The sequence below is a fragment of the Bacillus atrophaeus genome (assembly GCF_039519175.1).
Taxonomy (GTDB): Bacteria; Bacillota; Bacilli; order Bacillales; family Bacillaceae; genus Bacillus; species Bacillus atrophaeus.
On sequence record NZ_CP154443.1, the window covers coordinates 2,050,254 to 2,075,049 of the forward strand.

The following is a 24,796-nucleotide window of genomic DNA, read 5'->3' on the forward strand; positions in this document are numbered from 1 at the left end:
TTGAATGATGAAAGGAAGAATCTGATGGACAAAGAAGCAGCGAAACGCCGGGCAGAAGATCTGCGCAGCACAATCAACCAGTATAGCTATGAATATTACACCTTAGATGAGCCAAGCGTTCCGGATTCTGAGTACGATAAACTGATGCAGGAGCTTCTCGATTTAGAGGAAGAATATCCGGATCTCAGAACGCCGGATTCTCCCACGCAGCGTGTTGGCGGCGCCGTGATTGACGCTTTTCAAAAAGTGCGTCACGGCACACCGATGCTTAGTCTCGGCAACGCTTTTAATGCTGAGGACCTGCGTGATTTCGACCGCCGTGTCCGTCAGGCCGTCGGAGACGATGTGGCGTACAATGTGGAGCTGAAAATAGACGGTCTTGCTGTTTCTCTCCGTTATGAAGACGGCTATTTTGTCAGAGGCGCGACAAGGGGAGACGGAACAACGGGCGAGGATATTACGGAGAATTTGAAGACCATTCGCAATATCCCGCTGAAGATGAAACGTAATCTTTCCATAGAAGTGCGCGGCGAAGCCTACATGCCGAAGCGTTCGTTTGAAGCGCTGAATGAAGAACGGCTGAAAAAAGAAGAAGAACCATTCGCCAATCCGCGAAACGCTGCCGCGGGATCACTCAGACAGCTCGATCCGAAAATTGCGGCGAAACGAAATCTCGATATCTTCGTCTACAGTATAGCGGAGCTTGACGAAATGGGTGTGGATACACAAAGCCAGGGGCTTGATTTTCTCGACGAGATCGGATTTAAGACAAACCAGGAACGAAAAAAATGCGGTACCATAGATGAAGTCATTGATATGATCGAAGAGCTGCAAGCCAAGCGTGCCGACCTGCCGTACGAAATCGACGGCATCGTAGTGAAAGTGGACTCACTTGATCAGCAGGAGGAGTTAGGCTTTACGGCGAAAAGCCCGCGCTGGGCCATTGCGTATAAATTTCCTGCCGAAGAAGTCGTCACAACGCTGCTTGATATAGAACTGAACGTCGGAAGAACAGGTGTCATAACGCCGACTGCGGTACTTGAGCCTGTAAAAGTTGCGGGTACGACCGTCCAAAGAGCATCCCTTCATAACGAAGATTTAATTAGGGAAAAAGACATCCGTATTCTTGATAAGGTTGTGATCAAAAAGGCGGGCGACATCATTCCGGAAGTCGTGAATGTACTGACTGAGCAGCGCACAGGGCAAGAGAAAGAATTTAACATGCCGACAACCTGTCCGGAGTGCGGAAGCGAGCTTGTGCGCATCGAGGGAGAAGTGGCCTTGCGCTGCATCAATCCTGAATGTCCCGCGCAAATCAGGGAAGGCTTGATTCATTTTGTCTCACGTAATGCCATGAACATTGACGGACTGGGAGAGCGTGTGATCACCCAGCTGTTTCAAGAGAAACTCGTCCGCAATGTGGCGGATTTGTATAAGCTGACGAAGGAACGGGTCATCCAGCTTGAACGGATGGGTGAAAAATCTACCGACAACCTGATCAGCTCCATTCAAAAATCGAAGGAAAACTCATTGGAGCGTCTGTTATTCGGCCTTGGTATCCGCTTTATCGGCTCAAAAGCCGCTAAAACGCTTGCCATGCACTTTGAAAGCTTGGATTATCTGAAAAAAGCGAACAAAGAAGAGCTGCTTGCGATTGATGAAATCGGAGAAAAAATGGCTGATGCAGTGATCACATATTTCCAAAAAGAAGAAATGCTCGAGCTGCTGGATGAATTAGAACAGCTTGGTGTAAACACATTCTACAAAGGCCCGAAAAAAGTAAAAGTGGAAGACAGTGATTCTTATTTCGCAGGCAAAACAATTGTCCTGACCGGAAAGCTGGAAGAGCTGTCAAGAAATGATGCCAAAGCGCAGATTGAAGCGCTCGGCGGAAAGCTTACCGGCAGCGTCAGCAAAAACACAGATTTGGTCATCGCCGGAGAAGCGGCGGGGAGCAAGCTGACAAAAGCGGAAGAGCTGAACATTGAAGTATGGAATGAAGAACAGTTATTGGGAGAGCTAAAGAAATAAGAGGAGTGTTTTCTATTGAAAAAGTCTTTGCTAGTGGCGGCAGCCTCGGCAGCAGTGTTAATGCTGTCTTCCTGCTCGCCGAGTTTTGGGGGGGATAAGGAGGAAGAGATTACGCAAAAAACTGAGAAATCCTCAGAAAAAGCGATTATACCAAAATACAATATCTCTGATTCCTATTACAAAATGGTGCTTCCGTTCAAAGCGGGAAAAGCACGCGGCCTGACAACAGAGCGGTTAAATACAAGGCTGGATATTGACGAATTTGAAACGGGCCTTATGCGCCTCGCTCAAGATTCATTCTCGACGGATGATTATTTGTTCCAAGAGGGCCAATACTTAGATGAAGATACGGTGTTAAGCTGGCTGGCCCGCAAAAAAGAAGGCTCTGATCTGAAGAAAGCGGAAAAAGAAGATAAAGACTTTGAAAACCTGGGCCTTAATCCGGTACTGCCAAGTTCCGGCTCAACAAAAGAAAAGAATGAAAACAGTCCTGTTTATTTGGCGACAATGCTTGAGCATGACTATTTAGTCAGAAAAGATAAAAATTCCATTCAGCTTGGCGGCGTAATGATCGGGCTCGCATTAAACTCAGTCTATTACTACAGGGAAAAAACAGGTGATCCTCAGCAAGAGGTGACAATTGATGACAAAACGCTTCGGAAGGAAGGCGAAAAAATCGCCCAGGAAGTCATCAACCGTTTGCGTAAAAAAGATAATCTGAAAAACATTCCGATTACGGTCGCGCTTTATAAACAGGCGTCAAAAACATCAATCGTTCCGGGGAACTTTATCGCCAAAACCGAAGTCAAAGCCGGCTCCACCGATATCGGCAGCTGGGATGATGTCAAAGAAAAATATGTATTCTTCCCGGCAGATGACTCAACAAAGCAGAAGTATCCGGACGATGCGGAGCTGTTTACACGCTTTAAAAACGCAATTGACAGCTATTTCCCGAATTACACAGGCGTTGTCGGAACGGCTATGTATGAAAATGATGACATGAAAAAAATGAAAATTGAAATCCCGATGCAGTTTTACGGAAAGAGCGAAGTCGTCGCCTTTACGCAATACTTAACGGGAGAGGTCATGGACTACTACTCAAAGAACTCGCTCGATGTTGAAATTGACATCACCTCATCAGACGGACAGGAAGCCGTTATCCTCCGCAATGCAGGCGATAAAGAGCCGACTGTTCACATATATGACTAAAATAAGTTACCCCCTTGCGCCGCAGCGGCGCTGGGGTTATTTTGCGTTTATATTGAATTTGGGTATCATTGGAGAGGATGTGCATTTATGTTATGATGTTTTAAAAATAGAAAAGGGTTGAAAACATGAAAAATAAATCCTTTTATTTCATATGGGCGGGTCAGTCGATTGCCAACTTAGGAGATTCTCTATATGTGCTGGTGCTGACCCTGTTTACTTATCAAGTCACAGACTCGGCTTTTTTGGCATCGCTTGTGGCCATGATGCAATTTGTCGGCCAATCATTAAGCGCAGTATTTATACCTGTTTTTATCAATAAATACAGGCTCAAGCAGATTTTGATCTTTTTACAGTTGACGCAAACAATACTTTTATCTTTGCTGCTCCTCATATTTATTATAGATTTTAAATCTATTGTAATCTTTTTCTTGATAGTATTTTTCATGTCGCTGTTAGATGGAGGAACCATCCCGGTCAGAAATTCTATGATTCCCCGTTTTGTTCCAAAACCCATGCTATTGAAAGCAAACAGTCTTGTGCTGACCTCTGATCAAATCGTGCTCTTGCTCGGTTGGCTGCTCGGCGGCATTTTGATCAAATGGCTCGGGCCCCAATTGCTATTAATGCTGACTTTTGTGCTTTATGGCACTTCGACAGTGTCTTTATTTTTTGTCAAGGATGCGGGTAAAGGAGATGTCGAACAGGAAGAAAACGAATCTTTTATTGATAAAATCTCAGCTGGCTGGAAAGCAATTTATCAAATGCCTGTTATCAGAATGCTGACTGTTCTTGAGCTTTTATCCATGTTCGGCAGAAGCATTTGGACTGGGGCCATCATTCTTGTATATGTCGATGAAGTGCTTCATAAAAACGAAACATGGTGGGGATTTATTAATGCCAGCTATTTCGCGGGTACCATTACAGGCGGTTTAATCGTATGGAAATTTTCGAAAACCATCAACGGAAAGCTGTTTTCAATGATTTTATGGACATCACTTGCTATCGGCGCTTCTACATTATTTCTTGCGCTAAACAAGTATGCGCTGGCATCCCTGCTTCTTGTCTTTATTCTGGGACCCTCTTTTCAGCTCAGGGGGATTGCGATCAGAACTTATGTGCAGGAGAACATAAACGAAACACTGCTGCCGAAAATCCTGTCTGCTCAGCATACAATAAGCACATTTGTATACGGTGCTTCTATCTTGATTATGAGCAGTCTAACTGATTGGCTTGGTGTGCAATATGTCTTTTTCTTGAATTTTATTATTTTTACTGTTTCAGCGCTTCTATCATTAAAACTAAAAAATGAACAAATATAGACAATATATTATAAATATTTACAAAAATATTTTTGTATGTTTAAATTGGTTTTATCAAATACTTTTTGTGAAGAGGTGGAATTTTGGACGGTCACTTTAATTTATTTCCTCTTACTCATCATCAAAAAAGAATTTTAAATATTGAAAATTTATATCCCGATACAGCTATTAATCATATTGGCGGACTTGTACAAATCAATGGAAAACTTCATCTTGAGACATTACAGAAAGCCATTCAGCTTTGTATCAGACAGACAGAATCCCTTAGAATAAGGCTTGTGAAGCAGGAAGAATCAGTTCTTCAATACATAGAAGAAAAAACTCAGGTCCATGTGCCGTCTGCCGATTTTACTCAAACCGATTATCCTTTTGAAAGAATGCTAGATTGGGCGGAACGGGAATTTAAAATACCATTCTCTTTATATGATAGCGCGCTTGCTCAATTTTATGTATTTCAAACAGATGAAGCGACATGCGGATATTTAATCAAATGCCATCATATTGTCGCTGATGGCTGGTCTATGAAAATCATCATTGATAAGATTAAAAATCTGTACATGCAGCTCACAGCCGGTGAACCGCTTACAGAAGAAGCTGATAATTATTCGATTCTCATAGAAAAAGAGAAAAAATACCTTTCTTCATCACGATATCATAAAGATGCCGCGTTTTGGAAAGATGAATTTTCTCATTTGCCGGACACCTTCCTGTCAAAAAGCTCTGCACACATTGCCGGAAAACGCATGCGGTATAAGATGGAGCAGGAGCATTCGGCCGCAGTTTATAAATTTATTCAACAGCAAGGCTCTTCGTTAAACGCTTTATTTACTGCATCGTTGTTTTGGTATTTAAGCAAGATAACCGGAGAGAATGATTTCATTATAGGGACGCCGGTATTAAACAGATCAGGTAAGAAGGAAAAAAGCACTGCAGGGATGACTGTCAGTACGATGCCGTTCAGAAAGAAAACAGAGCATGAAATATGTTTTTCAGACTTTTTACAAGAAGTCAATTCCGATTATATGAAATACTTTCTACATCAACGATATCCCTATGACGAACTGGTGAAGGAACTGCAACTTGCAAAACAGGGATACGACCAGCTTTTCCAAATTTATATTAATTCATATAACACTGACCTAGCTTCTGATATAAGCGGATGTCATGTCGAATATGATGAATTATATAACGGGTCGCAGCCTTATTCCCTGCAGATCGCCGTTAAAGAATGGGATGAAGGCGGAGCGATCGAATTGCAGTTCGACTACAAGGTATCCGATTACAGCGAATCGGACATTCAGCTATTGAATGACCGTTTACAGCGCTTGATTTTATTAGTTATCGAGAATCCAGAAATGAAATTAAGAAATTTGTCTCTATTAACTGAACAAGAAAAAAGAGACGAAATCGTGAAGTGGAATCAGACACGGGCCGATTATCCGAAAGATCAGACAATCGATCAATTATTTCAAGGGAAAGCCGCACAGCATCCGTTCTATACAGCGATTGAGGATGGAAGCAAACAGGTTTCCTATCAAGAATTGGATAAACGCTCCAACCAGATTGCCCGTTACCTTATACATAAAGGAATAAGCCGCGGTCATTTTGCTGCCGTGAGCATGAAACATTCACCGGATTTGATCGCTGTGTTGCTGGGGATTTTAAAAGCAGGCGGCGCCTATGTGCCGATCGATCCCGAGTATCCAGCCGAACGCATTCAATATATTTTAGAAAACAGTGAAGCGGCGTTTTTTATCACAGATCCGCTTTTTGAGACAGACTGCCGTTTGCCAAGCCACGTGAAAAAAATCAGTTTTGACTGCGCCATGTTTCATGATTTAGACACGGGACAGTTAGACATCAAGAACGATCCTTCCGACATCGCATATATGATTTATACTTCAGGATCAACAGGGCAGCCGAAAGGCGTGATGATTGAACATCAATGCCTTGTAAACTACATCATATCAGCCTCTCAGAATTATACTTCTTCCCAAGATGATAGCTTTGCGCTCTACTCATCCATAGCTTTTGATTTAACCGTTACATCCATTTATACCCCATTAGTGACAGGAAATAAAATCATCATTTACAGACAAGAAGATCTATCGGAGTTTATACTTCATCGAATCGTAAAGGAAAAGAAAACGGCTGTTATCAAGCTGACGCCAGCGCATTTAGCGTTATTGAAAGATGAAAATTTGTCAGACTCCTCTATAAAAAGAATGATCGTCGGCGGGGAGCAGCTGCCTGTTTCATTAGCACGTCAGGTAACAGAATCATCAGATCACTGCATTGAGATTTTTAATGAATACGGACCGACAGAAGCGACAGTGGGATGTATGATCCACAAATATAATCCAAAACAGGATAAGCAAGCTTCGGTCCCAATCGGGATTCCGCTGCAGAACACTGAAATTTATTTATTAGATGAACAGCTGCAGCCGGTTCTGCCTGGATCCCAAGGCGAACTGTACATATCAGGCGATAATGTCGCCAGGGGCTATTGGAAGCGCCCAAATCTCCAAAAAGAACGTTTTCTGGATAACCCTTTTATAAAGAACAGAAAAATGTACAAGACAGGCGATCTGGCGAAAAGATCCAGCAGCGGATTGCTTGAATATGCAGGGCGGAAAGATCATCAAATCAAATTAAAAGGCTACCGTATTGAACTGGGAGAAATTGAGTTAGCCCTGCTTTCGCTAGAAGACATAGATGAGGCCGTTGTCATTGATTTTGCTGATTCACAGGGCAGAAAACAATTGGCGGCATATGTTGTCAGCTCAACCAAAACGACAGCAGCGCTGGAGCTTCGGAAAAAGCTCTCTGACAAACTGCCCGTTTTTATGGTTCCGGCCTACTTTATTCATATGGATCGGATTCCGCTTACGCAAAATGGAAAAACAGACAGAGAAGCGCTCCCTGACCCTTTACTGTCTCAAGAGCAAACGTACTGCAATTTAGACGAAAAGCAGAAAGCCGCAGAGGCGGTTCTTCTGGAAACCGCGAAAGAGATTCTCGGCCAGACTGATATTCGCCCGGAAGATCATTTTTATCAACTTGGCGGTGATTCCATTAAAGCCATTCAATTTGTTTCAAAAATGAAAGAAAAAGGGCTTTTTATAAGGACCCAGGATATTTTGACATATCCCGTATTCAGAGAGCTTGTCAGTGTCGTGACGAGTAAACAAGCTCCCTCCATTCCGCAGCAAAAAGCTGAAGGCAGGGTTATGGACACACCGATAACAAAATGGTTTTGGTCCTTGAATTTAAAGTGCGAGCATTTCTGGCATCAATCGGTCATGCTCGCTGCTAAAAAAGAGATCAGCCTGGAAAATGTAAAGGCGATTCTGTCTGTTTTGATCAGCCATCACGATACTTTAAGAATGACTGTTGAAAAAGAAACGATGACCTTGTTTTATCACAATGAAGATATTGAGCCTCATATCGAATATTGGGATGTATCGAGTCTTACTGAGAGGGAGCAAGCCAAGCAAATAGCAGTGATCGGACAGGAAATGAGAGAAAAGACGGACTTATACAACGGTGTGCTTTTTAAAACAGGTGTAATCAAAGCGAAAGAAAAAACCCATCTGTTATTTACAGCCCACCATCTGATTGCGGACGGAGTATCATGGCAAATCCTGATTGATGATTTTCTTGCTCTTTTACATTCAACGAACAAGCAGGAAGGGAAGGGACTGCCTTTAAAGACACATTCTTACCAGGAATTCTCAGCTTCTATAAATGAGTATGCCGATTCCCGTGAGGCGGAAGAAGAATACAGCTACTGGGCAGAAAAAGTGAGGAAGATTGAGCCGCTCTACGGGCTCCGTCCTGAGGGTTCGAAAGTAAAAGACAGCAAAAAACTGAAACGGGTTTTGAGCCGTCAATTGACTCAAAAACTGCTGAGTGAAGCAAATGAGGCGTATCAGACCCAAACGAATGATTTGCTGCTCACTGCGTTAATCCGTGCTTGCCGTCAATGTACTGGCAAAGACGTTATTTCTTTAGAATTAGAAGGCCACGGAAGAGAGCCGCTGAAGGAACACTTAGACTTTTCGAGAACGTTCGGGTGGTTTACAGCCATGTATCCTGCCGTGTTTCAGACTGAGGCCGATCTGCCGGCACAAATCCGTTCGGTGAAAGAAAACATACGGAGCATCCCCAATAAGGGTATCGGCTACGGCGCCCTCACCTACTTGAGTAAGCGAATGCCGGACCATATAAAACCCGAGCTGCGCTTTAATTATTTAGGGGAAGTTGACCGTTTTTTAGCGGATAAACCTGAATACAGCATGACTTATTTAAATTCAGGAGCCGAGTCATCACCTGAAAATGATCTGACAGTCAGCCTAGATTTAACAGCGGGAATTTATGACGGACAGCTTACGGTGGATTTAAGCTGCAGCGGCCTTTATCAAACAGAAGACATGGAACAGCTTCTAGATGAATTTTCTGTACAGCTGACGGAGCTGGCTGAACATTGTTGTAAGCAAGAGTCTGTCGAATATACGCCATCAGATTTTGAGACTGCCTCATTATCTATGGAAGAATTGGATTCCTTGTTCAAATGATGAGAAATGTATGGCTGGTTTTTTGTCTTTGTATTTTGTCAGTTCAAACGTGGAATGGCGGACAGGCAAGCGCTCAGACGCCAGTTGATAAGCGTATTGACGTCCTGATTGAAAAGCAGATGAAGAAAAGCAAAATACCTGGGATCTCAGTGATTGCTGTAAAAGGTAATGATGTAGTGTACGAAAAGGGATTCGGTTATGGCGATGAGGGGCATAACCGCCCTGTGACCAGCTCGACATTGTTTGAGATGGGCTCAACCTCTAAGGCGTTTACTGCTCTTGGCGTGCTTAGGCTTGCCCGCTTGGGGACAATCAGTCTGAATGATCCTGTCAGCCGGTATGTCAGCGGATTTTATGCAGTTTACAAAGGAAAGAGAGAAGATATCACGATCAGTCAGCTGCTGCATCATACAAGCGGAATCCCATTTTTGTCGATAGCGGATATTAAAGCTGATTCAAGAAAAGACGCCTTGGAGCAAACAGCAAAAGGGTTACAGGGAGTTGAACTTAGTCATAAGCCGGGAACTGCATTTGAATATGCCACAATTAATTATGATGTGCTGGGATATATCATCGAACAGGCATCAGGCCAGCCATATGAGCGATATATGGCTGAGCATGTTTTTAAGCAGTTAGATATGTCAAACACTTATGCCGGGAGGACCGCTGGTCATGCAGGTGATGTATCAGCAGGTTTTAAAATTGGATTTGTAAAGGCCAGAGCCTATGAGGCGCCTGAGTATCGGGGGAACACGCCTGCCGGATATATTTTCACAAACGGAGAGGATTTATCCAAATGGCTTCAATTTCAGCTGAAACACAGTGACGCTGATATAAACCGTCTGATTGAACAGAGTCACCTGCCGGATAAAAGTGTAAAAGCAGACGAGCCGGGCGTATATTACGGTGCGGGATGGTCAGTTTTTGAAAAAAAGGGCAAAGTCAAGGAAGTGTTTCATGCCGGCTCCAATCCTAATTTTTCTTCGTTTATTATCGTCAGCTCCGACGATAATGCGGCTGTAGGTGTTCTGGCCAATATGAACAGCGCGTACCCTGAGAAAATTGCTCGTTCTGTTTTACAAGCGATTTCCGGCCAAAACCAAATAGAGGACGATGCTGTAACTGATCCCTTTCAATTTATTGATAAAGCAGCTGCCAGCATGCTGGGTTTATTCAGTATATTATTTATCGTTCTTCTGTGCCGTATCTATATTTGGCTGAGAAGAGCAAAAGCGAAAAGCCTTCCCGTTCAACAGCGGACAAGAATAAAGGCATTGCTTTGGGGGCTATTACTGGCAGTCGGCATGCTGGTGCCGAAGCTTATTTCTGTTTTTGCCTCTAATGGTTTGCCATGGAGCATGATATTCATCTGGGGTCCTGTTTCTCTTCAATATTTAGCAACGGTTTACTATATGCTGCTATTTGCCTCCTGTATATTCGGTTTAACCGCATGCTTATTCAATCAACGTGCCGCAAGAAGGAGTGAAACGCATGAAATGTGAAGCATATATCCCTGGCATTCAGCCGTTTAACGAACTATTTTATCGCAGCTGTTTTTTTAACTGTTATTTTTCCGTCGTTCGCTCGTTTCAGCAAGAGATGTATCCTTATCTTTTAAATGATATTTATTCTTATCAAATGGATGAAGAAGGTTATCCGATAATTGAACGGACAGAAGTTCATGATCCCGAGCATGTCATGAATTTGCAGGGGATTTACGCGGATAAGCAATCAATGAGCGGCAATCTCATAACTGATATAAAACAGGACATTCTTGAAAACAAACCCGTCATCATATGGCTGGACACATACGCCCAGCCTTACAGGCAGGAATATATGTCTAAACATAACCGCAACTGCATGTTGATTTACGGCTTTCATGACGCTGAACAGACCGTTCTTGCCATTGAAAACCGTTATCCGGATAACTTGTCATATGAGACCAGAAACATCTCAAATCATCATCTGGTCAAAGCCTATCAAGCTTATCACGACTATTTTCAGCCGCCTGCCGCTTTTCATTCGTATGCCTCTTTTTCTTATGATCCAGATAAGGACTGCTCAGGGCATAGCATCTTCAAGGATGCTAGTGCCTATTTTGTTCAAAATGTCACCAAGTATCTAGAACGAATGTTATCCGGTTTGGCGAGTTTCAGCCGGTTTATCGATCAATTTCACAGCATAAGAGACAGCGAAAAGCTCCTTCACTCATTTAACGAGATTTTAAATGTAAAAAAAATAGAGCAATACCGCCTCTCCCTTCTTCCGGCGTTTGGCCAGCTTACAGCTGTGACAGCCGACATTATTAAGGAATGGGAAACGGCGCGGCATCTTGCGGCAAAGCTTTATTTTTCGGGAGGATCATCTTCCGGTTATGAAGACCGGATTAAAGATTCACTGAAAAAAGTGCTGGAGCTTGAAGCGGCACATATTGAATGTCTGAAGGATATTGGTAAAGAGGAGAGGGTCAAATGATCAAATTATTCTGTCTGCCATATGCCGGGAGTTCGAGCACCATCTTCAGCGGATGGAAAAGGTTTCTTGATGAGTCAGTTGAACTGATGGCCTTGGAGCTTCCCGGACATGGAACAAGAATGTCTGAGCCCTTGCTGAATCATGCAGAATCTGTGGCAGAAGACCTGTTTGAGCAAGCAACATCCCATTTGGGTGATTCGGATTATGCCATTTTTGGACACAGCATGGGATCACTGCTTGCATATGAGCTGCAAAAGAAATTAACCGCTGAAAATAAACAGCCGATCCATATGTTTTTTTCCGGGCGGTTTCCTCCTCATATCCAGGAAAAGAAAGTGCTTCATCAGCTTTCAAATTCCGCTTTAAAACAAGCGATCATTGAGATGGGAGGTGTGCCCGAAGAGTTCAACAAAAATGAGCAGGTGCTTGATTTTTTCCTGCCTATTTTAAGAGCTGATTTTCAGCTCCTGGAGACCTACAGGAACACAAGCGTTCATCCTCTCTCCTGCGATATCTCGATTTTTTACGGAAAACGCGATCTGCCGTCCGTGCTGTTTGATTTATCGGACTGGAATCAGTACACCGATCAGACATGCAGATTTTACGAATTTGAGGGCGATCACTTTTTTATTAATCAAAGGACAGAAGAAGTGACAGCAAAAATCAATCATATTTTGAATCAGACAGGAGTGGTGTGAAATGGATTTCAGAAACGCCGGTGTTATCGGAGGAGGCGTCATGGGGGCCGATATGGCTCTTGATTTGTCTGCGAATGGGTATCATGTGATTTTACTGGATGTCAGCGACGAGAAACTGAAAGCCGCTGAAGAAAATATAAGAAAGACGTTCCGGCTTGTTCAGCTTATGCGAAAAGATAAATTCAGCATGTCACTGGATGATGTGCTTGAGAACATTCAGTTTACGACTGAGCCGGGCAATTTGAAACCTGCTGATATCATCATCGAAAATGTAACGGAAGATTGGAATATCAAACGGCAGGTATATACGCAATTACGTGATATCTGCCATACAGAAACCATCTACCTTGTAAATACAAGCTGCATCTCAATTACGAAGGTAGGTTCACTGATGCATCGCCCGGAAAAGGTGATTGGAGCGCATTTTATGAACCCTGTTCCTTTGAAAGAACTCGTAGAGGTGATTCGGGGTGATGCCACTTCTGATGAGACCGTCGATGCAACCGTACAGTTTTTGAAATCTTTTGACAAAAAACCTGTTGTCGTGAACGATTTGCCTGGATTTGTATCAAATCGGGTGTTAATGCTGACCATTAATGAAAGCATTTGGACAGTTCAAGATCAGGTGGCGACACCGGCAAATGTTGATAAAATTTTCCGCGGCGGATTCGGGCATAAAATGGGACCGCTTGCGACTGCGGATTTAATTGGTCTTGATACGATCCTTAACTCCCTGCTGGTTCTATATGAAAGCTACAAAGATTCAAAATTCAGGCCTTGTCCGCTGCTTGTGAAAATGGTGGATGCAGGAAAGCTGGGAAGAAAGTCAGGCCAAGGATTTTTCCAATACAGTTAAAGGAGGAACGCCCATTGAAAAAGGGAGTTAAGTGTGTTGTCTGGGATTTAGATCATACGCTATGGGATGGGATTCTGCTTGAATCCGATGATGTAAAGCTGAAGGACGATATAAAAGAAATTTTGACCGAGCTTGATGAACGCGGCATACTGCTGTCTATTGCAAGCAGAAACGACGAAGCGTCTGTTATGGAGAAATTAAAGGAATTCGGAATAGACCATTTCTTTTTATATCCGGAAATCGGCTGGAATGCAAAATCGGCTTCCTTGGAAAAGATCAGCCAAAATCTCAATATCCATAAAGATACGCTGCTTTTTATCGACGACCAAGTGTTTGAAAGAGAGGAAGTGCAAAATGCCCATCCGGACATTTCGTGCTGGGATGCTGCCCGCTATAAAGATCTCATCAACGATCCTCTCCTGAAGCCGGCATTTATAACAGGGGATGCAAAAAGGCGCCGGCAGATGTATGTGGAGGATGATCACAGAAGAGAGGCTGAAGAGCAGTTTGAAGGACCATCCGAGCAATTTCTTTCCAGTCTGAATATGAAGTTTACAATCAGCTATGCGCAGGAAAGCGACCTGCAGCGGGCCGAAGAGCTTACGGTGCGTACGAATCAGCTGAATGCAAGCGGAAAAACATACGATTATGAGGAATTGGATTATTTTCGAAAGTCGGATTCTCATATGCTTTTAGTCTGCGAGCTTGAGGATAAGTACGGCTCGTATGGCAAAATCGGACTCTCTTTAATCGAAGATAAGGGGGATGAATGGCACATTAAACTTCTTTTAATGTCATGCCGGGTCATGTCTCGCGGTGTCGGTACGATTTTGCTGACAGCCATCTTAAATGAAGCGCAAAAGCAAAGCAAAAAGCTGTTTGCAGATTTTAAACAAACAGATCGGAACAGAGTGATGTATATCACATATAAGTTTGCCAACTTCAAAGAACATACAAAGGGTCCGGACGGCTTCATCTTATTTGAAAATGACCTGAGCCAGATTCAGCCGTATCCTGCATATGTCGAGGTCAAAACTGAATTCAGCCAATCGCCTGTTGCGGAAAGCAGCAATTAATCTAAATAGCGGGGAGAGCAAATTGATGAATCTTCATGAACAAATAAGAGAATATATTGAACAAAATCTGGTGGTTTTTGACGATGAAATCGAGTTATCAAATGATGACCACATCTTTGAAATGGGGTTTGTGAATTCTTTATTTGCGATGAAGCTTGTGACATTTCTCGAGCAAAATTTTGGGTTCCAGCTTGATAACGAAGATTTAGATATTGCGAACTTCAGCACTGTAAACCGGATCGTCAGTCTGATTGAAAAGAAACAGACGGGGGCCGTTGCAAATGAAAACAGCTGAGAAAAAAGCCGACATCATTCAGGAATTCCGGGTTTACTGCAACGAAAAAATCAGACCGTTTGCGGGTGAATTTGATGAGACGGAGTGCATCCCGGAAGAATTGATAAAAGATTTAGGAAGCAAATCTTATTTTGCCGCGGGCATACCGGAAACCTATCACGGTTTGGGATTGAACCCCGTTGAGTACGGTTTGTTTACTGAACAAGCAGGTAAAGCGTGCTGTAATATTCGAACCCTGCTGACTGTGAATTCATTAGTCGGTGAATCTCTGCTGCGGTACGGCACAGAACGCCAAAAAGAAGAATGGCTTGTGCCAATCGGAAAAGGAGAGAAGATCGGAGCGTTTGCATTGTCTGAACCAAACATTGGTTCAGACGCAAACCACATTGAAACATCGTATACAAAAAGCGGCAGCCGCTATATCATCAACGGCAGAAAAAAATGGATTTCCTTTGGTGCCATTGCTGACTTTTTTCTCGTTATCGCCCGTGATGGAGAAGCAGTGACCGCCTTTATTGTAGACAGCCGCCAGAGCGGAGTAACGGTAAAAAAAATGGAAGGCATGATGGCCAATAGAGCTTCTTATCTTGCAGAAATAGAGTTTGACGGCGTCGAGGTTTCTGATGAACAAATATTAGGACCAGCCGGAGGCGGTTTTAACTATATCGTTAACTTGGCTTTGGATCATGGGAGATACAGTGTCGCATGGGCCGGCTTGGCGATTGCACAGGAAGCCGTCGATTCGTTAGTCACGTACTCACGAAAGAGAAGCCAATTCGGAGAGAAGCTCTACAAACATCAAATGATTAAAGGCATGATCGGTGATGCTGTAACGCAGCTGCATGCAGCACGTGCTTTATGTATGAAAGCCGGCGAAATGAGGATGAAACAAGATCCAGAGGCCGTGACGGAAACGTCTATTGCAAAATATTTCACTTCAAAGATCGCTGTTGACGTTACCAACTCGAACGTGCAGATCCACGGGGGAAGAGGCTTCAGCAAAGACCATTCAGCCGCCCGGCTGTACAGAGAAGCCAAAGTATTGGAGATCATTGAAGGAACATCTCAAATTCAGCAGCAGGTTATCGCGAATTATGGATTGAGACGATATTTTGTTAAACATATATAGGCAGGATGGAGAGGATTCTGTGAGTGAGCAAATGAATAAAATAGATAAAAAAAATATAGCCAACATACTCGGACTGACAGCCATTCAGGAAGGGATGCTTTTTCACCATTTAATGGAGCCGGAAGGAAATGCTTATTTTGAACAAATGCTCATAAAAATGGAAAGTGAACCGGAGCATACTCTTTTTGAAAAAGCATGGCAGCAAACGGTTCAGCAAAATGAAATGCTTCGGACGGTGTTCAGATGGAAGGAAACATCGAAGCCGATTCAAATTGTATTAAAGCATCATAAAATAGATATCCGATATCAGAACCTCCTATTCAAGCAAGGTATTTCCCAAGAGAAGCTGAAGGAGGAGCTTGCGGCGCATGACCGAAAAGAGCCGTTTCAGCTTCAAGAAGTGCCATTCCGCGTCACGTTGTATCAAACAGGAGAGAATTCCAGATGGATGATGATCAGCTTTCATCATATCTTGATGGATGGCTGGAGCATGGGAATTGTCCTCAAAGAGTGGCTGGAAGCATATCAAGCGTTATCAAAGGGACAGTCACCTGTTATTTCGCAAAAACCATCCTATCAAGCTTTTGTGAAATGGCAGCAGGCACAGCAGCATAAAACGAAAGACAGCCAGGCAGCATTTTGGAAAGAATTATTGAAAGGCTGGGAGCCCGTGCAACTGTTGCCGAATACAGAAAGACCGGGAAACCGAAACGCCATGTTTTCCAAACACGAGATCAAGCTCCCAGCTTCAGAAGGAAAGGCTCTGCGAGCATTTGCTTCTGAACAGCAAGTTACACTTGCTTCAATTATATACACTGTCTGGGGACTGCTTCTGATGAAGTATTCTGATCAAGAAGAAGTGGTTTTCGGGACAACTGTTTCAGGAAGAAGTGCTGATGTGCCGGGGATTCAACAGATGACAGGACTGTTTATCAACACGCTTCCGCTGCGTCTTCGCTTTATGCCTCAATCCACACCTTTAGATGTGATTCAGCTTGCACATGAACAGACTGCTAGGAGAAGTGAATATGAGCATACGCCACTGTCTGATTTAAAAACATATGCGGGGCTGACTGCTGAGCAATCATTGTTCGACTCGATTGTTGTGATTGAAAACTATCCGCTTGATCAAATGCTTAAGTCAAGCGACCATCCTCTTACAATCGAACAATATGATATGTTCGAACAGACTGAATTTGATTTGACATTGAGTGTACAGGCTTTTGATGAACATATTCATTTCTCATTTATATATCATCCCGATGTCATGTCGGCTGCTCAAATGAATAGGCTGGGACAGCATTTTCTCAACCTGTTATGGGAAGTCATTGAGCATCCGGCAGAAAGATCCATCCATCGCCTCAATATGCTTTCAAAAGATGAAATACATTATCAGCTTGAAGAGTTTTGTAACTATAAAGGCATGACCGAAAACGAACATCCAACTGTTATAGATTTGTTTGAGCAGCAGGCGGAAAAGACGCCGGACGCTCTGGCTGTGACGTTTCGCTCAGAAGGCCTGACTTATGATCAATTGAATAAAAAAGTGAATCAGCTCGCCCGCTTTTTAGAAAAGCAGGGTGTCAAACCTGCACAAAGAGTCGGTATTTTAACAGAACATTCAATTGAAATGGTGATCGCTTGTCTTTCTGTTTTAAAAGCAGGCGGCGCTTATGTTCCGATTGATCCCGATTATCCTGCGGAAAGAATTGAATATCTTCTTCAGGACAGCGCAGTAAAACTGCTGTTAACACAAGATATTGAGGGCCTGGTTTACTCGTACGATGGTCTAAAAGTAGATATTACCGACCAAAAGCTTTATCAGGGGAACGACAGCAATCTGGTGAAGCATTACGGCCCGGAGGACATTTCGTATTGTATATATACCTCAGGAACAACAGGCAGGCCAAAAGGGGTGCTTGTTAAGCATCTAGGTCTTGAAAATTATATTTCCTGGGCCGCCGAACAATATGTGAGAGGGGAAAAAAGAGATTTCGCCCTTTATACATCTTTGTCGTTTGATTTAACGGTGACCTCTATCTTTACCCCGCTTGCGACCGGAAACACAATTATTGTGTATCAGGATAAAAACAAGCAGCTTCTTGTGGAACAGATTTTGAAGGATAATCGCGCCCACGTCATGAAATTGACCCCTTCCCATCTGCATTTCATTTCCGAGCTGCCGTTTCAAAACAGTGCGATGAAATGCCTGATACTGGGGGGAGAGCAATTAGAAACGTCCTTGGCTGCAAAAATTGAAGAAAACTTCAATGGACAAATTGAGATCTTTAATGAATACGGTCCAACGGAAACGGTGGTGGGCTGCATGATTCACCGTTACACCTCTGTTCGGGATAAAGATCTATATGTGCCGATTGGACGTCCTGCCGCACACACCGATATATACATTCTTGATTCAAACTTGAATCTGCTGCCGCAAGGGGCGGAAGGCGAATTATATATCGGTGGAAAAGGAGTAGCAGCAGGCTACTTGGGGCGGGAGGAACTGACCGCTGAGCGCTTTGTGGTACATCCCTTTAAACCGGGTGAAACCTTATATAAAACAGGAGATGCCGCCCGTTTTTTGCCGGATGGAACGATTCAGTTCTTAGGCAGAAACGATGACCAGATCAAGCTTAGGGGGTATCGGATTGAGAGCGGTGAAATTGAGCACTGGCTTTGCCGGTACGGACGGGTAAAAGCGGCATCGGCCGTCGTAAAAAAGGACGCGTCCCAGACACCGTGCCTGGCTGCCTATCTTTTTACTGACGAGACGATTGATGAAAAACAGCTGCGCGCTTTCTTACGCCAGCATTTACCTGAATATATGATTCCATCTCACTTTATTGTGATGAGTGAGATGCCGCTTACAGCAAACGGAAAACTGGATAAAAAAGCATTGCCTGAACTTACAAAAGAGACAGAACGGAAGGCGATTGCGCCATCATCTGCTTCTGAAACAGAAAAGATGGTACTGGAGATTTGGCGGCATGTGCTTGGTAAAGACAGTATCAATATACAGGACAAGTTTTTTGAAATTGGCGGCACTTCTCTGCATCTGATTCAGGTCAATCAGCAGCTTTCTAAGAAAACGGGAAGAAGTATTCCGATGGTTGAGATGTTCCGGCGTCCTACAGTTCAGTCTCTTGCAGATTTTTTGTCAGCTCCTGATGAAAAGCAGCGAGAAAACAAAACACCAATAATATCAAAGAAAAGTGCTCCATCAGATGAAAGCATCGCCATCATCGGCATGGCCGGCCGTTTTCCTGGAGCCGAAAACATAGATGAGTTTTGGCGCAACCTGCAAAACGGCAAGGAATCCATCTCCTTTTTCAGTGATGAAGAACTGCTTGCGGCAGGCATTGATGAGCAAACATTTACCAGAACTGATTATGTAAGAGCGAAAGGAATCATTGAAGGCCCCGATTTATTTGATGCATCTTTCTTCGGCTATTCACCGGGACAGGCGGAGGTTATGGACCCGCAAATCCGCCTTCTTCATGAATACGCGTGGAAGACGCTGGAGGATGCAGGCTGTGTTTCCGCTGATTATGAAGGGAAAATTGGTTTGTTTACAGGGACAACTTCAAATTTTCAATGGCTTCAGCATTTCGCAGATTCACTGGATGGCCAGATGTCAGAGCTGTTTGAAATTGGTTCTTTAAATGATACCTATACGATCAGCACAAGGGTTGCTCATAAGCTCAATTTAAAAGGTCCTGCTATCACGCTTCAGACAGCATGCTCAACTTCCTTGGTTGCGCTGCATTTGGCCTGCAAGTCTGTGCTGAATGGAGAATCAGATGTTGCGCTGGCAGGAGGTGTGTCTATTCTTCATCCGGTTACTTCCGGATATATCTACCAAGAGAATATGGTGAAATCGCCGGATGGCCATTGTCGCGCCTTTGATAAAGACGCCAAAGGCACCGTAGGCGGCGATGGCGTCGGATTTGTCGCAGTGAAATCATTGAGCCGCGCTTTAGCCGAGGGGGACCGCATTTATGCGGTGGTAAAAGGATCTGCGGTCAACAATGACGGTGACCAAAAGGTAGGATTCAATGCACCGAGTGTGGAAGGCCAGACACAGGTGATAAGAGATGCGATTGCTGACGCTGGCATTGAGCCGGAAACGATCAGTTATATAGAAACCCACGGGACGGGAACAGCTCTCGGAGACCCAATTGAAATTGAAGCTTTGACTAAAGCATTTCAAACGAATAAGACAGCCTTTTGCCGGATTGGATCGGTAAAAACAAATATAGGCCATCTTGATGCGGCAGCCGGTGCAGCGGGTCTCATCAAAACAGTTCTGTCTCTAAAGCATCATCAACTTGTTCCGAGCCTTCATTTTAAAGAGGCAAATCCGAATATTAATTTTAAAAACAGTCCTTTCCTGGTGAATGACAAGCTCCAAATGTGGGAGAAGACAAATACCCCAAGACGCGCCGGAGTGAGTTCTTTTGGTATGGGAGGCACCAATGCCCATGTGATTTTGGAAGAAGCGCCTGTCAGTGAACGTGAAGAACATCCGCGTGCATATCAGCTGTTTCCTCTTTCGGCCAAAACGATGAATGCTCTCGAAAAAACAAAAGACCATCTGCTCGAGCAGATGGAAAGGAATCCGGAGCTTAATGCCGCTGACGCCGCTTATACGCTGCAGGCCGGAAGACAGCACTTTGATTATCGGCAAATGTTTGTGGCAAAGGACAGAGATGATGTCATCCGTTTGCTTTCTGAGAAGAAGGACAGGGGACTCAGCCGAATGTCACGGATTCAGGAAAAGCAGGATAAAAAATTAATCTTTATGTTTACAGGGCAGGGCAGTCAATATGTCAACATGGGCCGGGATCTGTACAGGGAGGAGCCGTTCTTCAAAGAGACGATGGATCGCTGTTTTCACGAATTCTATGAAACGACCGGAGAAAGGCTTGAAGATTTTCTTTATCCCGATCAGGAGCATGAAGACTCTGCCGTGAAAAAACTTCAAGAGACGAAGTATGCCCAGCCGGCTATTTTTGCGCTGGAATATGCGCTGTCACTTCTGCTTATGAAGTGGGGGCTCCGTCCATGGGCAATGATTGGCTACAGCTTCGGTGAACTAACTGCTGCCGCGGTATCCGGAGTATTTACACTAAGTGATGCCATCAAGCTGATCAGCTTACGGGGACATGTGATGCAAGAGGCGCCTGCAGGCACAATGCTGAGTGTGCCGCTGCCGGAGGAAGAACTGAAGGCCATTCTGCCTGATCACATTTCATTGGCTGTTGTGAATGACGCTTCCTGCATTGTGTCGGGGCTTGAGCATGACATTGCTGTATTTGAAGAACAATTGAAAGCCGAAAAAGTGCTTTGCATGAGAGTAAAAGGATCGATAGCTGCTCATTCGCAGGTTATGAAATCCGCTGCTGAACGATTTGGGCAAACGGCTAAGCACATTGCTTACGAAAAGCCTGGTATACCTTTCTTTTCGAACTTAACCGGCGATTGGATTGCGGATGAAGAAGCAGCGGATTATGAATATTGGAAGCGGCACATGACTGAGACTGTGCGCTTTGCCGAAGGAATTGCCGTGTTATCGAAGCAGGAAAATGCCATCTTTATCGAAATCGGCCCGGGGCAGGATTTAAGTGTGCTGGTAAAAAGATCGATTAAGGATGAGCTCCGTCAGCATGCTTGCAATGTGCTGAAAAACAGCAAGCAGAGTATGTCGGATGTTCAGTTTTTACTCAGCAGAATCGGAACGATGTGGATGTATGGCGCGGACATTGAGTGGTACAGTCTTCACGAGGACAGAAATCCTCGGAAGACCTCTATGCCTCACTATCCTTTTGAAAAGGAATCGTATTGGTATAAACGGAATCATATCGCCGCCCAGAAAGGCAAACAGCATTCAGGGGGCAAGCTTCCGCTACAGGAGTGGTTCTATCTGCCGCAATGGGAGAAAGAAATCCTAGCAATTTCTCCCGAGATCGAAACGGCGGAACAAAGTTTGCTAGTTTTTATGGAAGACAGTGATTTTTGCCATAAGCTTATTCGCGATCTCCAATCATTCTATGACTCTTGTGTCATCATTCAAAAAGGGCATCAATACCAGCAGGTTGAAAAAGGCGTTTACACGCTTCGCCCTGATTCAGCGGAAGATTACAGCCGTCTATTTGAAGCGTTTGAGAAGGATAACATCCGATACAGCCGGATTTTGCATCTCTGGGGGCTTGCGGAGATGGATGAATCCGCAGACGCTTCCGAGTGGATTGAGCAAATGCAAACTAATTCCTATTACTCCCTGCTTTACTTGGGCCAGGCATTGAAAAAGAAAGGAACAGAGCAGGAAATTTCAATCTTTGCACTATCATCTCTTACGTATCAGCTTGGCGGAGAAGATACGCTGTATCCAGAGAAAGCCATACATCTAGGGCCTAGTATGGTCATATCTCAGGAAACACCGTTCCTTCGCTATAGAGTGATTGATATAGACAGTCAGAAAGAGGGATCCTGGAAAGAAGACAAGCTGCTCGAGCTCATCAAATCAGAGCTGATGACAGAGTCTGGGAATCTCTTAACGGTTTACAGAAATAACAAGAGATACACCCGGAATTTTATTCGAACAGCCGTGCCTTCTGAATCATCAGAGGGACACCTTCGTCCCGACGGCGTATACCTGCTGATTGGCGGGCTGGGCTTTATCGGTTTAAATGCAGCAAAAACGATTGCTGAGAAAACCCAAGGAAAACTCATTTTGACGAGCCGTTCAGGCCTTCCGCCACGAAGTGAATGGGAGTCCTTGATTAGCACGCATGCTGAGGATGATCCAACGGTTAAAAAAATAAAGTCGGTATATGAGATAGAAGAAGCAGGTGCAGAAGTGACCGTGGCTGCTGTGGATGCAAGCTGTGAAGCCGATATGACTGAATTGGTTCAAATGGCCGAGCGTAAGTATGGTTCGATCCATGGTGTCATCTATGCGGCTGGTGTAACAGGCGAACGGTCATTCAGGATGATGGAACAAACGGATAAAAGTTTCTCAAATGCTCATTTTCAAGCAAAAATGACGGGTGTTGCAGTTTTGGAAAAAGCTCTGGCACATCGTCCGCTTGATTTCTGTTTTTTGATTTCATCTTTATCGCCGATATTGGGAGGACTTGGATTTACCGCCTATACTGCAGTGAACCAGTTTGTCGATGCCTTTGTATATGATCATAATTCACGGCATCCGGTTCAGTGGACAGCTCTAAATTTGGACGGATGGGAATTTGAAGACGGCAAAAAGCCGGATATACCTATTGGAGGGGATTTAGAGAATACGCTGATCCGCGCACAAGAAGGTCGAGAGGTCTTCGAAAGAATTTTCACGTTTGAGCATACGGATCAGATTGTGGTGTCTGCCACGGATCTGCAGGAAAGGATACAAAAATATGTAAATCGTCTGCAGCAGCCTAACGATGAAGAGCATGAGGACGTTTCGCTGTACGGCCGGCCAGAACTTACCGCTGAATATGCTGAGCCGGTGACTGATATCGAGAAAAAACTTCTTGTTCATTGGCAGTCGTTTTTCAAGATTGATCAAATCGGCATAGACGATGATTTCTTTGAAATGGGCGGGGATTCGTTAAAAGCGATTACTTTCATTTCTGTTATTCATCAAGCGTTTCATGTCGAAATTGCACTGCCGGATTTCTTTAAGATTCCGACGATCAGGCAAATGGCCGATTTTATCAGCCGAGCCGAAAAGAAAATGTACAAAAAGATAGAAAAAGCTGCAAAACGGGATTATTATCCCCTGTCCTCAGCGCAAAAGCGGCTTTATCTAGTTCAGCAGTTTGATAAAACAAGTACTGGCTACAATGAGTTCACAGCGGGCCGGATTGCAGGAAAGCTTGAGATGAAAAAGCTTGAGCATGCATTCAGGCAATTGATCTTGCGGCACGAGAGTTTAAGAACATCCTTTGAAGCGGTAGACGGCGTTCCAATGCAGTGCATAGCTGAGCATGCGGAATTCCATGCAGACTTTTTTGACTTATCACATACGGCAGATGAGGAAGTGCGGAAGCAAAAAGAACAAGAAGTCATCAGCGGCTTCTTAAAGCCGTTCCAGCTTGATCAGGCTCCGCTTATGAGAGCGGGGGTTATTAAGAATAACGATAATGAGTATATTCTGATGCTTGATATGCACCATATTATTTCTGACGGTTTATCTCAGGATATCTTAGTCAGCGAGTTTATGGATCTGTATGACGGCAAGGAGCTTGCGCCGCTGGAGCTGCAATATAAAGATTTCTCAGAATGGCAGAATCAGATGCTTCAGTCTGATGATTTGAATGAAGTGAAAACATATTGGCTGAAGCGGCTTGACGGTTTTCGTGAGCTTCAGCTGCCGGCTGATTATCAAAGACCTGATGTCAAAAGCTTTGCAGGCGCCCATTACCGATTTCATATCAGCGGAGAAGAGCTTGAGGCGTTTAAAGCGATAATGGCTGATGAAGACGCCACGCTGTTTATGGGACTTTTAGCAATCTATCAAGTCTTGCTGCACAAGCTCACCGGACAGTCTGACATTGTGGTAGGAGTTCCTGTTGCAGGGAGAAGGCAGGAGGAATTGCAGCGGATCATCGGTATATTTGTAAATATGCTCCCGCTTCGGTTTTATCCTGAAAAAGAAATGACGTTCACTCAATTCCTGCAACATGTCAAGCAGCTGGTCATTGATGATTTTGACCATCAGGATTATCAGTATGAACATATGGTTCAAGACTTGAAGTTAGATAGGAAGTTAAACCGGAATCATATTTTTGATACCGTTTTTGCCCTCCAGAATCTAAGTCAGCCTGCTTTAGAGGTAGATGGGATCACATTGACCGATTATGAGTATGAAACAGCGGTCTCTCGCTTTGACTTGCTGTGGATCGCATCAGAAGACAAAAACGGTTTATCTTCTGTCATTGAATACAGCACCGAACTGTTTACAAGAGAAACTATCGAAAGTATTGCGAAAGGGATTAAAGAGGTGCTGTCAGCCGTAAGCGCGTGTAAGCAAACCGCTCTCAAAGATATAGAACTGGCTTCAGGCATCAATGATTTAGAAGTAGTATCGTTGCTGGAACTAGACGATCTGAAAATCTAGCAGAAATAGGTGA

The 24,796-nt window shown here is 44.0% G+C and carries 12 protein-coding genes; all 12 read left to right on the forward strand.

Annotated features, from left to right (window positions below):
• The first annotated feature begins 24 nt into the window (after positions 1 to 24).
• Positions 25 to 2,031 carry an NAD-dependent DNA ligase LigA gene (gene ligA / locus AAHT65_RS10495; protein WP_343311464.1) on the forward strand — a complete coding sequence of 669 codons (2,007 nt, stop codon included), beginning with the start codon at positions 25 to 27 and terminating at the stop codon, positions 2,029 to 2,031.
• Positions 2,032 to 2,091: 60 nt separating this feature from the next.
• Complete coding sequence (locus tag AAHT65_RS10500; RefSeq protein WP_258729900.1) at positions 2,092 to 3,240, forward strand: CamS family sex pheromone protein; 1,149 nt, start codon at positions 2,092 to 2,094, stop codon at positions 3,238 to 3,240.
• A gap of 125 nt (positions 3,241 to 3,365) precedes the next feature.
• The gene (locus tag AAHT65_RS10505; RefSeq protein ID WP_258728746.1) at positions 3,366 to 4,559 is read left to right on the forward strand and encodes an MFS transporter; all 1,194 of its coding nucleotides are present in this window, start codon (positions 3,366 to 3,368) and stop codon (positions 4,557 to 4,559) included.
• 80 nt (positions 4,560 to 4,639) lie between these two features.
• A complete protein-coding gene (locus tag AAHT65_RS10510) occupies positions 4,640 to 9,136 on the forward strand; it encodes an amino acid adenylation domain-containing protein (RefSeq protein WP_343311530.1) in 4,497 nt (1,498 codons plus the stop codon).
• Positions 9,133 to 10,638 (forward strand): serine hydrolase domain-containing protein, encoded by a 1,506-nt coding sequence (locus tag AAHT65_RS10515; protein WP_343311465.1) that lies wholly within the window; start codon positions 9,133 to 9,135, stop codon positions 10,636 to 10,638. The genes AAHT65_RS10510 and AAHT65_RS10515 overlap by 4 nt, the downstream gene beginning before the upstream one ends.
• Positions 10,628 to 11,611: a C39 family peptidase gene (locus tag AAHT65_RS10520; protein WP_343311466.1), complete on the forward strand. Its 984-nt coding sequence runs from the start codon at positions 10,628 to 10,630 to the stop codon at positions 11,609 to 11,611. The genes AAHT65_RS10515 and AAHT65_RS10520 overlap by 11 nt, the downstream gene beginning before the upstream one ends.
• Positions 11,608 to 12,309 carry a thioesterase II family protein gene (locus AAHT65_RS10525; protein ID WP_343311467.1) on the forward strand — a complete coding sequence of 234 codons (702 nt, stop codon included), beginning with the start codon at positions 11,608 to 11,610 and terminating at the stop codon, positions 12,307 to 12,309. Before AAHT65_RS10520 ends, AAHT65_RS10525 begins: the two co-directional genes overlap by 4 nt.
• Position 12,310: 1 nt before the next feature.
• Positions 12,311 to 13,165: a 3-hydroxyacyl-CoA dehydrogenase family protein gene (locus AAHT65_RS10530; protein WP_343311468.1), complete on the forward strand. Its 855-nt coding sequence runs from the start codon at positions 12,311 to 12,313 to the stop codon at positions 13,163 to 13,165.
• A 14-nt stretch (positions 13,166 to 13,179) separates the two neighbouring features.
• A complete protein-coding gene (locus AAHT65_RS10535; protein ID WP_343311469.1) occupies positions 13,180 to 14,241 on the forward strand; it encodes an HAD-IIIC family phosphatase in 1,062 nt (353 codons plus the stop codon).
• Positions 14,242 to 14,266: 25 nt separating this feature from the next.
• Positions 14,267 to 14,536, forward strand: a complete 270-nt coding sequence (locus AAHT65_RS10540; protein WP_088116661.1) for an acyl carrier protein — start codon at positions 14,267 to 14,269, stop codon at positions 14,534 to 14,536.
• Positions 14,523 to 15,665 (forward strand): acyl-CoA dehydrogenase family protein, encoded by a 1,143-nt coding sequence (locus AAHT65_RS10545; RefSeq protein ID WP_094231576.1) that lies wholly within the window; start codon positions 14,523 to 14,525, stop codon positions 15,663 to 15,665. Before AAHT65_RS10540 ends, AAHT65_RS10545 begins: the two co-directional genes overlap by 14 nt.
• A gap of 19 nt (positions 15,666 to 15,684) precedes the next feature.
• Positions 15,685 to 24,783, forward strand: coding sequence for a non-ribosomal peptide synthetase/type I polyketide synthase (locus AAHT65_RS10550; RefSeq protein WP_343311470.1), 9,099 nt, complete (start codon positions 15,685 to 15,687; stop codon positions 24,781 to 24,783).
• Positions 24,784 to 24,796 lie beyond the last annotated feature (13 nt).

Coding starts and splice junctions, on each gene's coding strand:
- AAHT65_RS10525 (WP_343311467.1), top strand. CDS start 11,608: ATGATCAAATTATTCTGTCTGCCATATGCCGGGAGTTCGAGCACCATC.
- AAHT65_RS10515 (WP_343311465.1), top strand. CDS start 9,133: ATGATGAGAAATGTATGGCTGGTTTTTTGTCTTTGTATTTTGTCAGTT.
- AAHT65_RS10505 (WP_258728746.1), top strand. CDS start 3,366: ATGAAAAATAAATCCTTTTATTTCATATGGGCGGGTCAGTCGATTGCC.
- AAHT65_RS10530 (WP_343311468.1), top strand. CDS start 12,311: ATGGATTTCAGAAACGCCGGTGTTATCGGAGGAGGCGTCATGGGGGCC.
- AAHT65_RS10540 (WP_088116661.1), top strand. CDS start 14,267: ATGAATCTTCATGAACAAATAAGAGAATATATTGAACAAAATCTGGTG.
- AAHT65_RS10500 (WP_258729900.1), top strand. CDS start 2,092: ATGCTGTCTTCCTGCTCGCCGAGTTTTGGGGGGGATAAGGAGGAAGAG.
- AAHT65_RS10545 (WP_094231576.1), top strand. CDS start 14,523: ATGAAAACAGCTGAGAAAAAAGCCGACATCATTCAGGAATTCCGGGTT.
- AAHT65_RS10520 (WP_343311466.1), top strand. CDS start 10,628: ATGAAATGTGAAGCATATATCCCTGGCATTCAGCCGTTTAACGAACTA.
- ligA (WP_343311464.1), top strand. CDS start 25: ATGGACAAAGAAGCAGCGAAACGCCGGGCAGAAGATCTGCGCAGCACA.